14 protein-coding genes are annotated in these 14831 nt (G+C 63.7%); 13 read left to right on the forward strand and 1 reads right to left on the reverse strand.

The genetic code is table 11. The features are described from left to right. Window positions 1-399 precede the first annotated feature (399 nt). The 13 genes from benA to EGJ09_RS13415 all read left to right on the forward strand — a co-directional run bounded on the left by benA (window position 400) and on the right by EGJ09_RS13415 (window position 13541). Entirely contained in the window at window positions 400-1758 is a 1359-nt protein-coding gene (gene benA, locus EGJ09_RS13355; RefSeq protein WP_046786153.1) for a benzoate 1,2-dioxygenase large subunit, read from the forward strand. Beyond that, a complete protein-coding gene (benB, locus tag EGJ09_RS13360) occupies window positions 1755-2240 on the forward strand; it encodes a benzoate 1,2-dioxygenase small subunit (RefSeq protein ID WP_125924106.1) in 486 nt (161 codons plus the stop codon). The genes benA and benB overlap by 4 nt, the downstream gene beginning before the upstream one ends. Window positions 2241-2310: 70 nt before the next feature. After that, entirely contained in the window at window positions 2311-3324 is a 1014-nt protein-coding gene (benC, locus tag EGJ09_RS13365; RefSeq protein WP_046786154.1) for a benzoate 1,2-dioxygenase electron transfer component BenC, read from the forward strand. Window positions 3325-3492: 168 nt separating this feature from the next. Beyond that, on the forward strand, window positions 3493-4254 hold the full coding sequence (locus EGJ09_RS13370) for a 1,6-dihydroxycyclohexa-2,4-diene-1-carboxylate dehydrogenase (RefSeq protein ID WP_125924107.1): 762 nt from the start codon (window positions 3493-3495) through the stop codon (window positions 4252-4254). Between the two features lie 54 nt (window positions 4255-4308). Beyond that, window positions 4309-5631, forward strand: coding sequence for an aromatic acid/H+ symport family MFS transporter (locus EGJ09_RS13375; protein WP_115274749.1), 1323 nt, complete (start codon window positions 4309-4311; stop codon window positions 5629-5631). Window positions 5632-5660: 29 nt separating this feature from the next. Further along, the gene (locus EGJ09_RS13380) at window positions 5661-6782 is read left to right on the forward strand and encodes a muconate cycloisomerase family protein (RefSeq protein WP_046786157.1); all 1122 of its coding nucleotides are present in this window, start codon (window positions 5661-5663) and stop codon (window positions 6780-6782) included. Between the two features lie 18 nt (window positions 6783-6800). Beyond that, the gene (gene catC, locus EGJ09_RS13385) at window positions 6801-7091 is read left to right on the forward strand and encodes a muconolactone Delta-isomerase (RefSeq protein ID WP_046786158.1); all 291 of its coding nucleotides are present in this window, start codon (window positions 6801-6803) and stop codon (window positions 7089-7091) included. A 39-nt stretch (window positions 7092-7130) separates the two neighbouring features. Further along, entirely contained in the window at window positions 7131-8045 is a 915-nt protein-coding gene (gene catA / locus EGJ09_RS13390; RefSeq protein ID WP_046786159.1) for a catechol 1,2-dioxygenase, read from the forward strand. Window positions 8046-8172: 127 nt separating this feature from the next. Beyond that, window positions 8173-9372 carry a benzoate/H(+) symporter BenE family transporter gene (locus EGJ09_RS13395; RefSeq protein ID WP_046786160.1) on the forward strand — a complete coding sequence of 400 codons (1200 nt, stop codon included), beginning with the start codon at window positions 8173-8175 and terminating at the stop codon, window positions 9370-9372. A 53-nt stretch (window positions 9373-9425) separates the two neighbouring features. Next, entirely contained in the window at window positions 9426-10676 is a 1251-nt protein-coding gene (locus EGJ09_RS13400) for an OprD family porin (protein ID WP_125924108.1), read from the forward strand. 95 nt (window positions 10677-10771) lie between these two features. Further along, window positions 10772-11857, forward strand: a complete 1086-nt coding sequence (locus EGJ09_RS13405; protein WP_125924109.1) for a metal-dependent hydrolase — start codon at window positions 10772-10774, stop codon at window positions 11855-11857. Between the two features lie 3 nt (window positions 11858-11860). Beyond that, window positions 11861-12562, forward strand: coding sequence for a TraX family protein (locus tag EGJ09_RS13410; protein ID WP_125924110.1), 702 nt, complete (start codon window positions 11861-11863; stop codon window positions 12560-12562). 67 nt (window positions 12563-12629) lie between these two features. Further along, window positions 12630-13541, forward strand: coding sequence for a LysR family transcriptional regulator (locus EGJ09_RS13415; RefSeq protein WP_125924111.1), 912 nt, complete (start codon window positions 12630-12632; stop codon window positions 13539-13541). A gap of 84 nt (window positions 13542-13625) precedes the next feature. Here EGJ09_RS13415 and EGJ09_RS13420 read toward each other — a convergent pair whose 3' ends face one another. Next, window positions 13626-14723 carry an alkene reductase gene (locus EGJ09_RS13420; RefSeq protein WP_125924112.1) on the reverse strand — a complete coding sequence of 366 codons (1098 nt, stop codon included), beginning with the start codon at window positions 14721-14723 and terminating at the stop codon, window positions 13626-13628. Between the last annotated feature and the right edge of the window lie 108 nt (window positions 14724-14831).

Below are 14831 nucleotides of genomic sequence, written 5' to 3' on the forward strand. Positions count from 1 at the left end.
CCCCGGTCGGGGAGCCGACCGGGGGTTTGAGTATTCTCATGTTCGGCGGCCCCTCGAAGGTGGGCGCCGTGTAGGTATCAGCGGCGCCTAGTGGCTAAACCAATACCCAAAATAAAAGCAGGCAGCAGCCTTGCAGCCGGCAACGGCCAGCACAGGGCGCAGGTTGCGACCGGTGTGGTTGGCGTGGTTGCGGGTGTGTTTCGGCATGTTGCTCTCCAGTTGATGAGCCCGAGCTTACTTCAGGTGGCAGGCACCGTTCAATGGATAATTTGCCATGCACCTGATCAATTTCTTTTGCCTTGCAGAAAACGGATAGCGCTTTGCACCCAGCGGATATTGCCGCCCGCCGGCACGCCCTAACCTGAGCCGGTCTGAACAATAACAATGGAGACCCTGGCCATGTCCCTGGGATTCGACTACCTCAATGCCATGCTCGAGGACGACCGTGAAAAGGGCATCTACCGCTGCAAGCGCGAGATGTTCACCGACCCACGCCTGTTCGACCTGGAGATGAAACACATCTTCGAGGGCAACTGGATCTACCTGGCCCACGAAAGCCAGATCCCCGAGAAAAACGACTTCCTCACCCTGACCATGGGGCGCCAGCCGATCTTCATCGCGCGCAACAAGGACGGTGAGCTCAATGCCTTCCTCAATGCCTGCAGCCACCGCGGCGCCATGCTCTGCCGGCACAAGCGCGGAAACCGCGCGAGCTATACCTGCCCGTTCCATGGCTGGACCTTCAACAACAGCGGCAAGCTGCTCAAGGTCAAAGATCCGGGCAACGCCGGCTACCCCGACAGTTTCAACTGCGACGGCTCCCATGACCTGACCAAGGTTGCCCGGTTCGAATCCTACCGCGGCTTCCTGTTCGGCAGCCTCAACGCCGATGTCAAGCCGCTGGCCGAACACCTGGGCGAATCGGCCAAGATCATCGACATGATCGTTGACCAGTCCCCCGAGGGCCTGGAGGTACTGCGCGGGGCCAGTTCGTACATCTACGAAGGCAACTGGAAGCTGACCGCCGAGAACGGCGCCGACGGCTACCATGTCAGCTCCGTGCACTGGAACTACGCCGCCACCCAGAACCAGCGCAAGCAGCGCGAGGCGGGTGAAGAGATCAAGACCATGAGCGCTGGTGCATGGGCCAAGCAGGGGGGTGGGTTCTACTCCTTCGACCACGGCCACCTGCTGCTCTGGACCCGCTGGGCCAACCCCGAAGACCGCCCGGCCTTCGAACGCCGCGAACAACTCGCCGCAGACTTCGGCCAGGCTCGTGCCGACTGGATGATCGAGAACTCGCGCAACCTGTGCCTGTACCCCAACGTCTACCTGATGGACCAGTTCAGCTCGCAGATCCGCATCGCTCGGCCGATATCGGTGAACAAGACCGAGATCACCATCTACTGCATCGCGCCCAAGGGCGAGAGCGCCGAGGCCCGTGCCAGGCGCATTCGTCAGTACGAAGACTTCTTCAACGTCAGTGGCATGGCCACCCCCGACGATCTCGAGGAGTTTCGCTCCTGCCAGACCGGTTACGGCGGTGGTACCGGCTGGAACGACATGTCACGCGGCGCGGCGCACTGGGTCGAGGGGGCCGACGAAGCCGCTCGCGAAATCGAGCTCAGCCCGCTGCTGTCTGGCGTGCGCACTGAGGACGAGGGCCTGTTCGTGCTGCAGCACAAGTACTGGCAGGACACCATGCTCAAGGCTCTGGAAGACGAGCAGCAACTGATCCCCGTGGAGGCCGTGCAATGAGCCTTCATGAGACCGTGCGCGACTTCCTGTACCGCGAAGCGCGCTACCTGGACGATGCACAGTGGGACCAGTGGCTGGAAATGTATGCCAGCGATGCAAGCTTCTGGATGCCCGCGTGGGATGACGACGACTGCCTCACCACCGACCCGCAAAGCGAGATCTCGTTGATCTGGTACGGCAACCGTGGCGGCCTCGAGGACCGGGTGTTCCGCATAAAGACCGAGCGTTCCAGTGCGACCGTGCCCGACACCCGCACCTCGCACAACATCAGCAACATCGAGATCGTCGAGCAGGGCGAAGGCTACTGCCAGGTGCGCTTCAACTGGCACACGCTGAGTTTTCGCTACAAGACCACCGACAGCTACTTCGGTACGAGCTTCTACACCCTGGACCTGCGCGGCGAACAGCCGCTTATCAAGGCCAAGAAGGTGGTGCTGAAGAACGACTACGTGCGCCAGGTCATCGACGTCTACCACATCTGAACCGAGGTTACGCGAACGGCCCGGTGTGCCCCATGGCGCGCCGTGGCCAGGTTCGCCCGCGAGGTGCAACATGAGCTTCCAGATCGCGCTTAATTTCGAAGACGGGGTAACCCGCTTCATCGAGGCCAGCGGCCATGAAACCGTCGCCGACGCCGCCTACCGCCAGGGCATCAATATCCCGCTGGACTGCCGCGATGGCGCCTGCGGTACCTGCAAGTGCAAGGCCGAATCCGGCCGTTATGACCTGGGCGACAACTTCATCGAAGACGCCCTCAGTGCAGACGAAATCGCCGAAGGCTATGTACTGACCTGCCAGATGCGCGCCGAAAGCGACTGCGTGGTACGCATCCCGGCGTCTTCGCAACTGTGCAAGACCGAACAGGCCAGCTTCCAGGCCGCCATCAGTGACGTGCGCCAGTTGTCGGCCAGTACCATCGCCCTGTCGATCAAGGGTGAATCGCTGAACAGGCTGGCTTTCCTGCCGGGGCAGTACGTCAACCTCACGGTGCCCGGCAGCGACCAGAGCCGCGCCTACTCCTTCAGTTCGTTGCAGAAGGACGGAGAAGTCAGCTTCCTGATTCGCAACGTGCCGGGCGGGCTGATGAGCAGCTTCCTCACCAGCCTGGCCAAGGCCGGCGACAACATGAGCCTGGCCGGGCCCTTGGGCAGCTTCTACCTGCGCCCGATCCAGCGCCCTTTGCTGCTGCTGGCTGGTGGCACGGGCCTGGCCCCGTTCACAGCGATGCTGGAGAAGGTCGCCGAACAGGGTAGCGAGCACCCCCTGCACCTGATCTATGGGGTGACCAACGACTTCGACCTGGTCGAGCTGGACCGTTTGCACGCCCTGGCTGCGCGCATCCCCAACTTCACCTTCAGCGCCTGTGTGGCCAACCCCGAAAGCCATTACCCGCAAAAGGGTTACGTCACCCAGCACATCGAGCCGCGCCACCTCAATGATGGCGATGTCGACGTGTACCTGTGCGGCCCGCCACCGATGGTCGAGGCGGTCAGCCAGTACATCCGCGAGCAGGGCATCACCCCGGCCAACTTCTACTACGAGAAGTTCGCGGCAGCGGCGGCCTGAGTTTCCTTGGGGCCGCCCCATCGTGCGGGTGAAGGTGGCCTCCTTTTCTTCCAAAGCCGGCAGTTGGGCCTGAGAGCACCGCTGTACCTGTGGAAGCCGGCTTGCCGGCGATGGGTCCAGTGCAGGCCAGGCAAGGTTGTGCCTGATAACAGGATAAGGAAGTAGCAGATGAACAACCGATTCCATAACAAAGTAGCCCTGGTCACCGGCGCCGCTCAAGGCATCGGCCGTGGTGTGTGCTGGCGGCTCAAGGCCGAAGGCGCGCAGGTGGTGGCCGTGGACCGCTCCGAACTGGTCCACGAACTGGCCGGGGAGGGCGTGCTGACGCTGATCGCCGACCTTGAGCAATACACCGACTGTGCCCGCGTCATGGCCTCGGCGGTAGAAACGTTCGGTCGCATCGACATTCTGGTCAACAACGTTGGCGGCACCATCTGGGCCAAGCCGTTCGAACACTATGAAGTGGCGCAGATCGAGGCCGAAGTTCGCCGCTCGCTGTTTCCCACCCTGTGGTGCTGCCACGCGGCGCTCCCGTACATGCTCGAACGCGGCACCGGCGCCATCGTCAACGTCTCCTCGATTGCCACCCGCGGCGTCAACCGCGTGCCCTACGGCGCGGCCAAAGGCGGGGTCAATGCACTGACCGCGTGCCTTGCCTTCGAAACCGCCGGCCGCGGCATCCGGGTCAACGCTACCGCGCCCGGCGGCACCGAGGCACCACCCCGGCGGGTGCCACGCAATGAGGCCGAGCAGAGCGAACAAGACAAGCGCTGGTATCAGCAGATCGTCGACCAGACCTTGGACAGCAGCCTGATGCACCGCTACGGCAGCATTGACGAACAGGTTGGCGCGATCCTTTTCCTGGCCAGCGACGAGGCGTCCTACATCACCGGCGTGACCCTGCCGGTGGGGGGCGGCGACCTCGGCTGAGCAGCACCCCAAAGGCAGTTTTACTCCACAAAAAAAACAACAGAGACAGATGCCATGCGAACCCTTGACGTTCACCCGATCATCGACAACGCCCGTTTCACCGCCTTCCACTGGATGGTCATGGCCTGGTGCGGCCTGCTGCTGGTCTTTGACGGCTACGACCTGTTCATCTACGGCGTGGTACTGCCGGTGATCATGAAAGAATGGGGCCTGACCCCTTTGCAGGCCGGTGCCCTGGGCAGCTATGCGCTGTTCGGCATGATGTTCGGTGCCCTGGCTTTCGGCAGCCTGGCCGACCGGATCGGGCGCAAGAAAGGGATTGCCATCTGTTTCGCCCTGTTCTCGGGGGCGACCATCCTCAACGGCTTTGCCAGCAGCCCCAGCGAGTTCGGCATCTATCGCTTCATCGCCGGCCTTGGCTGCGGCGGTTTGATGCCCAATGCCGTGGCGCTGATGAACGAATACGCGCCCAAGCGCCTGCGCAGCACGCTGGTGGCAATCATGTTCAGCGGTTATTCGCTGGGCGGCATGCTTTCGGCGGGCGTGGGTATCTTCATGCTGCCACGCTTCGGTTGGGAGTCGATGTTCTTCGCCGCCGCAGTGCCGCTGCTGCTGTTGCCGGTGATCCTGTATTACCTGCCCGAGTCGATCGGCTTTCTGGTGCGCAAGGGCCGCACCGAGGAGGCGCGCACGTTGCTCAAGCGCCTGGACCCGCACTGCGATGTGCAGGCTGACGACCAATTGCAGGCGACTGACCGCAAAGGTAACGGCGGTTCAGTGCTGGACCTGTTCCGCAATGGCCTGGCCACCCGCACCCTGGCCCTGTGGCTGGCGTTCTTCTGCTGCCTGTTGATGGTCTACGCGCTCAGCTCGTGGCTGCCGAAACTGATGGCCAACGCCGGCTACAGCCTGGGCTCGAGCCTGTCCTTCCTGCTGGCACTGAACTTCGGCGGCATGGCCGGGGCAATTCTGGGTGGCTGGCTGGGCGACCGCTACAACCTGGTGAAAGTGAAAGTCGCGTTCTTCCTGGCAGCTGCCGTGTCGATCAGCCTGCTCGGGGTCAACAGCCCGATGCCGGTGCTGTACCTGCTGATCTTCATCGCCGGCGCCACCACCATCGGCACGCAGATCCTGCTGTACGCCGGTGCTGCGCAGCTTTACGGCCTTGCGGTGCGCTCCACCGGCCTGGGCTGGGCCTCGGGCATCGGCCGCAATGGCGCCATCGTCGGGCCGCTGCTCGGCGGTGCGCTGATGGGGATCAACCTGCCGCTGCAACTCAATTTCATCGCCTTCGCCATTCCCGGTGCAATCGCCGCGCTGGCCATGGCCGTGCACCTGGCCAGCAGCCGGCGTCACGCCCTGGCCGCGACGGCCTGACCTTACTACTGACTGAACGGGAGCTTTTCATGACAAGCCCAACCATTGAACGGCTGGAGGCGATCATCGTCGACCTGCCCACCATCCGCCCGCACAAGCTGGCCATGCACACCATGCAGCAGCAAACCCTGGTAGTCCTGCGCCTGCGTTGCAGCGACGGTGTGGAAGGTATCGGCGAGGCCACCACCATCGGCGGCCTGGCTTACGGCTACGAAAGCCCCGAGGGCATCAAGGCCAATATCGACGCGCATCTGGCGCCGGCGCTGGTGGGCATGGCTGCCGACAACATCAATGCCGCCATGCTCAAGCTCGACAAGTTGGCCAAGGGCAACACCTTCGCCAAATCCGGTATCGAGAGCGCCTTGCTCGATGCCCAGGGCAAACGCCTGGGGCTGCCTGTCAGTGAGCTGCTGGGCGGGCGCGTGCGCGACAGCCTTGAGGTGGCCTGGACCCTGGCCAGCGGTGACACGGCATGTGACATCGCCGAGGCCGAGCACATGCTGGAGGTTCGCCGCCACCGGGTGTTCAAGCTGAAGATCGGCGCCAACCCCCTGGCACAGGACCTGAAACATGTGGTGGCGATCAAGCGTGAGCTGGGCGAGCGCGCCAGTGTGCGGGTCGACGTCAATCAGTACTGGGACGAATCCCAGGCCATTCGCGCCTGCCAGGTGCTGGGTGACAACGGTATCGACCTCATCGAACAGCCGATCTCACGCATCAACCGCAGCGGCCAGGTGCGCCTGAACCAGCGCAGCCCTGCGCCGATCATGGCCGACGAGTCCATCGAAAGCGTGGAGGACGCGTTCAGCCTGGCTGCGGACGGTGCCGCCAGCATCTTCGCCCTGAAAATCGCCAAGAACGGCGGCCCGCGTGCCGTGCTGCGCACCGCACAGATTGCCGAAGCGGCCGGCATCGCCCTGTACGGCGGCACCATGCTCGAAGGCTCTATCGGCACCCTGGCTTCGGCACACGCCTTCCTCACGGTACGCCAGTTGACCTGGGGTACCGAGCTGTTCGGGCCGCTGCTGCTGACCGAAGAGATCGTCAACGAGCCGCCGCAGTACCACGACTTCCAGCTGCACGTGCCACGTACCCCAGGCCTGGGCCTGACCCTCGACGAACACCGCCTGGCGCGCTTCGCCCGCCGCTGACATCAAAGGAGAACCCCCATGCTGTTCCACGTGAAGATGACCGTGAAGCTGCCGGTCGACATGGACCCGGCCAAGGCCAGGCAACTGAAGGCCGACGAGAAGGAACTTGCCCAGCGCCTGCAGCGCGAGGGCACCTGGCGTCACCTGTGGCGCATCGCCGGGCACTACGCCAACTACAGCGTGTTCGACGTGCCCAGCGTCGAGGCGCTGCACGACACGCTGATGTTGCTGCCGCTGTTTCCGTACATGGATATCGAGGTCGACGGCCTGTGCCGTCACCCGTCATCGATCCACGCCGACGACCGCTGAAACACGCCTTTCGCACAAGAACAAGACGAGATAACCATCATGACCGTGAAAATTTCCCACACTGCCGACGCCCAGAAGTTTTTCGAAGAAGCAGCAGGCTTTGGTAACGACAACGGCAGCCCACGCCTTAAACGCATCGTTCAGCGTGTGCTGCAGGACACCGCCCGCCTCATCGAAGACCTGGAAATCAGCGAAGACGAGTTCTGGCTGGCTGTGGACTACCTCAACCGCCTCGGCGGCCGTGGCGAGGCCGGGCTGCTGGTAGCGGGGCTGGGGATCGAGCACTTCCTCGACCTGCTGCAGGATGCCAAGGATGCCGAGGCAGGCCTGAGCGGTGGCACCCCGCGCACCATCGAAGGCCCGCTGTACGTTGCCGGCGCGCCCATCGCCCAAGGCGAGGTGCGTATGGATGACGGCAGCGAGGAGGGCGTGGCCACGGTCATGTTCCTCGAAGGCCAGGTGCTCGACCCCCACGGCCAGCCGCTGGCCGGTGCCACCGTTGACCTGTGGCATGCCAACACCCGTGGTACGTACTCGTTCTTCGACTCGAGCCAGTCCGAGTACAACCTGCGCCGACGCATCGTCACCGACGCCGAAGGCCGCTACCGCGCGCGCTCCATCGTGCCCTCGGGCTATGGCTGCGACCCGCAGGGGCCGACCCAGGAATGCCTGGACCTGCTGGGCCGCCATGGCCAGCGCCCGGCGCATGTGCACTTCTTCATCTCGGCGCCGGGGCACCGGCACCTGACCACACAGATCAACCTGTCTGGCGACAAGTACCTGTGGGATGACTTTGCCTATGCCACGCGCGATGGGCTGGTCGGTGAGGTGGTGTTCCGTGAGGGGGCCGACGGGCGCTATGCCGAACTCAAGTTCGACTTCCAGTTGCAGAAGGCGCTGCAAGGCGCGGATGAGCAGCGCAGCGGGCGGCCTCGGGCCTTGCAGGAAGGCTAAGTCTGGATCGCGGGCACGCCGGCGCCTGCAGGAACAGCGCAGGTACTGAACTCAGCGGTGTCTGGGGAGCGGCTTGCCGGCGATCAAGCGCAAAGCCCTTGCAACCCACTACTGCAGCGAGAGGCCCATGAAAAACCTGATCAAGGACTGCTCCCTTTCCGCCATCGTCGCAGGGTGCCTTGCGACGATGATTTCCTACGCCGGCCCGCTGGTGATCATCTTTCACGCCGCCGAAGCCGCCGGCTTGGCCCCGGGCCTGCTGTCTTCCTGGGTTTGGTCCATCTCCATGGGCAGCGCTGTACTCGGCGGTTTGTTGAGCCTGTACTACCGGGTACCCATAGTGATCGCCTGGTCCATCCCGGGCTCGGCACTGTTGGTCACGGCCTTACCCCAACTGGGACTGGAGCAGGCAGTAGGGGCATATCTGGTGGCCAACCTGGTCCTGCTGCTGATCGGCATCAGCGGGGCCTTCGACCGCATCATCGCGCGCCTGCCGGGCTCGATCGCCGCCGGCATGCAGGCCGGCATTCTGTTCAGCTTCGGCACCGAGGTGTTCCGGGCATTGCCGGTGCAGCCGGGGCTGGTGCTGGCGATGTTCGTTGCCTATGTGCTGATGCGCAGGCTGCAACCGCGCTACGCCGTGGCCGCGGTGTTGTGTGTGGGTGCCGTTGTCACCTTTGCCAGTGGCGCACTGCGCAGCGAGGCACTGGTGCTGGAACTGGCCTCGGCGCAGTGGATCACCCCGCAGTTCAGCCTTGCGGCGCTGTTCAGCCTGGCACTGCCGATGGTGCTGGTGGCGCTGACCGGGCAATTCATGCCGGGCATGGCGGTGCTGCGCAACGCAGGCTATGCAACGCCCGCCAGCCCGTTGATCAGCGCCAGTGCCATCGGCGGAGCCTTGTTGGCGCCGTTCGGTTGCCATGGCCTGAACCTCGCTGCCGTCACCGCCAGCCTGTGCACGGGCCACGAGGCCCATGACAACCCGCGCCGACGCTATGTCGCGGCAGTCGCCGGCAGTGCGCTGTACCTGTTGCTGGGCATCGCCGGGGCGACACTGATGTCGCTGTTCGCCGCCTTTCCTGCTGCTTTGATAGCCGCGCTGGCCGGGCTTGCGCTGTATGGCGCGATCAGCGACGCCTTGGCCCGCAGCCTGGCTGAGCCGCAAGAGCGCGACGCCGGCTTGTTCACCTTCCTGGTCACCGCTTCGGGGGTGTCTTTCCTTGGCCTTTCGGCAGCGTTCTGGGGGCTGCTGTTCGGCCTGCTGGCACACGCGCTGCTCAGGCTGCGTCGCCCGCATGCCCAGGAGGCCCTGCGCCGTTCACCTTGAAACTCGTATTACCAACGCTTTACCCATAACAACAAGATCAAGAGAGCTTCGGAATGAACCAAACCCTTTGCGTCGCCATCGGGCTGACCCTGCTCAGCCAACCGTTATCTGCCGCCGAAGGCGGTTTCTTCGAGGATGCCAAAGCCAGCCTCAGCGCCCGCAACTACTACTTCAGCCGTGACTTTTCCGACATCGTCGGCGCCAATCAGCAGTCCAAGGCCCAGGAGTGGGCGCAGGGCTTCATCCTTGACTTCAAGTCCGGCTACACACCAGGCACCGTAGGCGTTGGGGTCGACGCGCTGGGCGTGCTGGGCATCAAGCTCGACAGCAGCCCTGACCGGGCCAATACAGGGCTGCTGCCAGTGCACGGTGATGGCAGGGCTGCCGACGAATACAGCCGCCTGGCACCTACATTCAAGGCACGGGTATCCAAAACCGAATTGCGCGTCGGTGAACTGCAGCCCAACCTGCCGGTGCTGACCTTTAGCGATATCCGGCTGTTGCCGCCCACTTACCAGGGCGTCAGCCTCAGCACGTCCGAACTGGACGGCCTGACGGTGCAGGCCGGGCACCTCACCGGCTCGCACCTGCGTAACGAAGGCGGCGACGGCAAGATGAACGCCATGCTCGGCCATGTGCCCCAGCGCCAGGTCGAGAGCGACGCATTCAACTATGTCGGGGGCGACTACGCGTTCAACGGCAACCAGAGCAGCGCCAGCCTCTGGTACGGGCAACTGGAAGACGTCTATGCCCAGGGCTTTGTCGGGTTCAAGCACAGCAAGCCGCTAGGGGACTGGGTGCTCAGTGCCAACCTGGGCTATTTCACCGCCCGTGAGCAAGGTGATGCGTTGCTGGGCACCATCGACAACCAGGCATTCTTTTCGCTGCTCACTGCTAGGCGAGGGGGGCACAGCTTCCACGCGGGGTACCAGGCGATGTACGGCGACAGTCCGTTCCCTCGGGTGTTCGCCAACATTTCGCCGCTGGGCAATGAGGTGCCGACGTATGAGTTTGCCTACACCGATGAGCGCTCCTATCAGCTGCGCTATGACTACAACTTCGCAGCCATGGGCATCCCGGGGCTGACGGCGACGGTGCGCTACCTCACCGGTAACAACGTCGATACCGGCCAAGGGTACGAGGGCAAGGATCGCGAACGTGATATCGATCTGGGTTATGCGGTGCAGAGCGGTGTATTCAAAGGGCTGGGGATTAGGGTGAGGAATGCCATGGCGCGGTCCAATTACCGTAGCGATATCGATGAAAACCGGTTGATCCTGGTGTACACCTGGCAGCTGTTCTAAGCCCGTACCGGCCACGCGTTGTCACACAGCAGCAATTGCATCACCGGGGTTCGCAGGGTTAGGTTTCCTGTATTGCCCACTCAGGAAACCTTCCCTTGGACTCCATTACCCAAGCCGTACTCGGCGCCGCGCTGCAAGGCACAGTGCTTGGCCGTATCCAGGGCCGCCGCTCGTTGATCTACGGCGCCGCACTGGGCACCGTGCCGGACCTGGACGTGGTCATCCGCTACGCCGACCCGGTGTCGCAAATGACCTACCACCGCGGCTTCTCCCACTCGATCTTCGTGCTGACCGGCCTGGCCCTGTTGCTCGCCTGGCTGGTCAACCGGCTGGGCCGCACGCGCTGGCCTGACAAAGGCTACACCTTGCCCAGGCTGCTCCTGGCGTTCTGGCTGGTACTGGTGACCCACCCGATCCTCGATTCATTCACGGTATACGGCACGCAGCTGTTCTGGCCGTTGCAGTTCACCCCGCAAAGCTGGGCCAGCGTGTTCATCATTGACCCGGTGTACACCGTGCCGCTGCTGGCGGCCGTGCTCTACGCCGCTATCAGGGGCGTGAGCGGCAAGGCGTTGCGCCTGATGAGCCTGGCCCTGGTGTTCAGCACGGCTTACCTGGGGTTCGGCCTGGCCGGCCGCATGGCCGCCGAGCAGCGTTTCCAGGCTGCCCTCGAGCAGCAGGGGATTGTCGCAAACGAGGTGCGCGCGGTACCGATCGCGTTCAACAGCCTGGTCTGGCGCGTGCTGGCCAAGACCCCGGATGGCGATTATTACGAAGGCGTCAGTAGTGTTTTCGACCGTGCGCCACCGGAAATGCAGCGACTGCCGCGTAACCTGCAGCTTGCCACCGCATTGGTCGATGCCCCCCTGCTGCAGCGCCTGCGCTGGTTTACCGATGACTGGTTACGCTATGACGAGGTGGACGGCGCGCTTGTCGTGACCGACCTGCGCATGGGTATCCCCGGCAACTACACCTTCCGCTTCAACATGGCCCATCGCGATGGGCAGGGTCACTGGATTGCCCACACGCCAAGCGTGTGGCGGGGCAGCGGGGTCGGTGGGATGTTCAACCGCCACGATCTGACGCTGATCTGGCGCCGCATCCTCGACCAGCAACCACCGTTGCCATTGGCCGCCTGGACCACCCAATACCTGCATCAGGCCGACGGCCCCGGGCGCTGAGGCGTGCGCTCAGCGGGGTTGGACCTGGTCAAGTGGACGGCCATCGTAACCATGGTTGCCGACCACGTACGTTTCCTCTGGCCGGCTGCCGAGGGGCTGTTCATTGTCGGTCGCCTGGCCTTCCCATTGTTCTGCCTGGCGATCGCAGTGAATGTCGGGCGCAGCACACCGGGCCGGCTGTTTACCCGTGCCAACCTGCGCTACCTGGGCTGGATGCTGGCTTTCATGGTGCTGTCTGAAGGGCCCTATCGTTGGCTGGACCCTGCTACCCAGACCTTCAGCGTGATCCCCACTCTGACCTTGGGGCTGCTGGTGGCCTGGGCTGTGCACCACCCCCCGGCGTCAGCGCGGCTAATCGGCCTTGGCGCCGTACTGATTGCAACCGGGTGCAGCGCGCAACTGATGTACGGGTTGCCCGGCGTACTGCTGCCTGCGGCCTGGCTGATGGCTCGCAGCCGAGGGGGAGTGGCCTGGCTGCTGCCGTGCCTGTTGGCTGTGGCGGGCAACCTGACCAACGGCTGGTTGTTCGAGCACCTGCTGGCACCGGTTACCTTGCTGACCATGGCCGCTGCAGCCCTGGCCATACCTGTCGGGTGCATGCTGCTGCGCCACGACCACTGGCCTGTGCCTGCGGTGGGGCGCTGGGGGTATCTGTTCTACCCGTTGCACTTGCTGGTCATCAAGGCACTGCAGTGGATGCTGTAACGAGGCCCTTGCAATACTGCAATACGCACCCATTTAAGCGGGTCTTCAGTATCCGCAGGAACCTGACATGGAACCCAACCGCTTCGGCGACATCACCGCTTTCGTCAGTGCGGCGAAGGCGGGCAGTTTTACCGCTGCAGCGGCGAGCCTGGGGCTGACCCGTTCAGCCGTGGGCAAGAGCATCGCGCGCCTGGAGGCGCGTATGGCGGTACGCCTGCTCAACCGTACCACGCGCAAATTGAGCCTGACCGATGAGGGTTTGGTGGCGTATGAGCGCTGGCGGCAGATTCTCGATGACCTGGACGAGGTGGAAAGCACCATGGCCCAGCGGCGTGGCAAGCCCACCGGCACGCTGCGCCTGACCGGCCCGCTGTCGTTGGGCCAGCGGCATGTGCTGCCGGTCCTCGATGCTTACCTCAAGCAATGGCCGGAACTGCGCGCCGACATTCGTTTTACCGACCGTTTCGTCGATCTGGTCGAGGAGGGCGTGGACGTAGCCGTACGGATCGGCGCACCCAAGGAAGACTCACAGTTGCTCACTCGCACTGTGGCCTGGCAGCAGTTCGTTACCTGCGCTTCGCCGGAATATTTGCGCCAGCACGGGGTGCCGCAGGTGCCTGCAGACCTGTACGGGCATGACAAGATTGCCTTCCTGACAGGGGAAAAATCCATGCCCTGGCGCTTTCACACGCCAGAGGGCCTGCACCTGTGCGAGGAGCCCGGGCGGCTCAATATCGACAGCTCCGAAGCCATGCTCGATGGCGCACGGGCAGGGTTCGGGCTGATTCACCTGCCCACCTACATCACCGGGGAGGACCTGCGCGCGGGCACGCTGGTGGAGGTGTTGCACGCCTACAGGCCACCGGCCGACCCTATTCGCGTGGTGTACCCGAGCAAACGCCACCTGTCTCCGCGAGTACGGGGGTTCATCGACCTGCTGGTGGCGAGTTGGGAGCAGGGAGTGCCTTGGGAGCAGTGATCGCGAATGTCAGGCCCCTGAAGCCGGGTTCATTCCCGGCACACCTACAGCGTCTGGTCCGCCGGCGCGGGGCCCGTCATGCCATCAAGCCTGTTTCAGGAACGGATAATCCGTATACCCCTCAGGCCCGTTTGCATAGTCGAACTGCGCCCGATGCTCATTCAGTGGCGCCTGAACCCGCAGGCGTTCCACCAGGTCCGGGTTGGCGATGAAGCTGCGCCCGAACGCCACGGCATCGATCAACCCACGCCCGATCAGGTCTTCGCCTTTCTCTGCGGTATAGGCACCTGCGGCAATGATTACCCCTGGGTAAGCCGCCCGAATAGCCTCACGGAACGTATCGCGCAGCGGCTTGCCACCAGCCCAGTCCGGCTCGGACAGGTGCAGGTAGGCCAGGTTGCGCTTGGCCAGTTCCTTGATCAGGTACAGCCCTGCTGCCTCTTGATCTTCGCCATTGTCCACGCCATTGAAACCGCCCAACGGGAAAATGCGGATACCCACGCGCTCGGCGCTCCAACCGGCAATGGCGGCATCCACCGCTTCGAGCACAATACGGGCGCGGTTCTCGACACTGCCGCCATAACGGTCCTCGCGCTGGTTGGCGCTGGGGGTGAGGAACTGGTGCAACAGATAGCCGTGAGCGGCATGCAATTCGATGAAGTCGAAGTCGGCCTCGCGAGCATTGACCGCTGCCTGGCCGAAATCGGCGACGATGCCGGCGATCTCTTCCTCGCTCAGGGCACGCGGTACGGAGGTCTCAGTGCGCAGCAGGTTGCCTTGCTCGTCACGCAACGTGGTACGGGCATTGGCAGGTAGGGCGCAGGGCGCCACTGGCGCCTGGCCACCAGGCTGCAAGGTCGTGTGCGAAACACGGCCGGTGTGCCAGACCTGCACGGCGCTGTGGCCGCCTGCAGCATGAATGCCTTCGTTTACCAGGCGCCACGCGGCAATCTGCTCGGCGGTATGAATGCCTGGTGAACCCGAGTAGCCCTTGGCCTGGAAGGAGATTTGCGTAGCCTCGGTAATGATCAGGCCTGCACTGGCACGCTGGGCGTAGTACTCGGCCATCATCGGGGTGGGTACATCCCCGGGCTCCAGGCTGCGCAGGCGGGTGAGGGGCGCCATGAACACGCGGTTGGGCAACGTCAGTGGGCCGATCTGCAAGGGTTGGAAGAGTTTCATTGCCGCTCCGAAGGTGAAAGAACCAATGGCGCGCACGATACCGGGATGATTGGGGAATGGGGGGACCGGCACCCCGGCGGCAGGCTCCCCAATGGCTTTGATCACGCA

The organism is Pseudomonas sp. p106, assembly GCF_003936645.1.
Taxonomy (GTDB): Bacteria; Pseudomonadota; Gammaproteobacteria; order Pseudomonadales; family Pseudomonadaceae; genus Aquipseudomonas; species Aquipseudomonas putida_E.

Coding starts and splice junctions, on each gene's coding strand:
- catC (WP_046786158.1), top strand. CDS start 6,801: ATGCTGTTCCACGTGAAGATGACCGTGAAGCTGCCGGTCGACATGGAC.
- EGJ09_RS13380 (WP_046786157.1), top strand. CDS start 5,661: ATGACAAGCCCAACCATTGAACGGCTGGAGGCGATCATCGTCGACCTG.
- EGJ09_RS13420 (WP_125924112.1), bottom strand. CDS start 14,723: ATGAAACTCTTCCAACCCTTGCAGATCGGCCCACTGACGTTGCCCAAC.
- EGJ09_RS13375 (WP_115274749.1), top strand. CDS start 4,309: ATGCGAACCCTTGACGTTCACCCGATCATCGACAACGCCCGTTTCACC.
- EGJ09_RS13370 (WP_125924107.1), top strand. CDS start 3,493: ATGAACAACCGATTCCATAACAAAGTAGCCCTGGTCACCGGCGCCGCT.
- catA (WP_046786159.1), top strand. CDS start 7,131: ATGACCGTGAAAATTTCCCACACTGCCGACGCCCAGAAGTTTTTCGAA.
- EGJ09_RS13415 (WP_125924111.1), top strand. CDS start 12,630: ATGGAACCCAACCGCTTCGGCGACATCACCGCTTTCGTCAGTGCGGCG.
- EGJ09_RS13400 (WP_125924108.1), top strand. CDS start 9,426: ATGAACCAAACCCTTTGCGTCGCCATCGGGCTGACCCTGCTCAGCCAA.
- benB (WP_125924106.1), top strand. CDS start 1,755: ATGAGCCTTCATGAGACCGTGCGCGACTTCCTGTACCGCGAAGCGCGC.
- benC (WP_046786154.1), top strand. CDS start 2,311: ATGAGCTTCCAGATCGCGCTTAATTTCGAAGACGGGGTAACCCGCTTC.
- benA (WP_046786153.1), top strand. CDS start 400: ATGTCCCTGGGATTCGACTACCTCAATGCCATGCTCGAGGACGACCGT.
- EGJ09_RS13395 (WP_046786160.1), top strand. CDS start 8,173: ATGAAAAACCTGATCAAGGACTGCTCCCTTTCCGCCATCGTCGCAGGG.